This is a genomic window from Klebsiella sp. K47 (assembly GCF_051858335.1).
Taxonomy (GTDB): domain Bacteria; phylum Pseudomonadota; class Gammaproteobacteria; order Enterobacterales; family Enterobacteriaceae; genus Klebsiella; species Klebsiella pneumoniae.
This window is the reverse complement of the sequence record NZ_JBPYUI010000224.1, coordinates 1-239: the sequence shown is the minus strand read 5'-3', so window position 1 is coordinate 239 and position 239 is coordinate 1. Positions and strand designations below refer to the sequence as shown.

Here is a 239-nt window from a genome sequence, read left to right as displayed (position 1 = left end):
AGAACCAGCGCCAGGTCAACCCCAACCCGGCCGACCTCAAGCGCATCGACGCCGAGCTGGCCGAGCAGCTCAAGGCCTACCGCAGCTTCAGCCCCAACCTGCCGAGCAACCTGCTCCTCGACAAGCCGGTCAACGGCCCGCTGTCGAGCAAGTTCGGCGTGCGCCGCTTCTTCAACGGCGAGGAACGCAACCCGCATGCCGGCCTGGACTTCGCCGTGCCCGCCGGCACCCCGATCAAG

At 68.2% G+C, this 239-nt stretch carries 1 protein-coding gene; it reads left to right on the top strand.

Translation table 11 applies throughout. The features are described 5' to 3' along the window. A partial coding sequence (locus RRF55_RS27790) for a M23 family metallopeptidase (RefSeq protein ID WP_439419268.1) occupies positions 1–239 on the top strand: 239 nt, incomplete at both ends.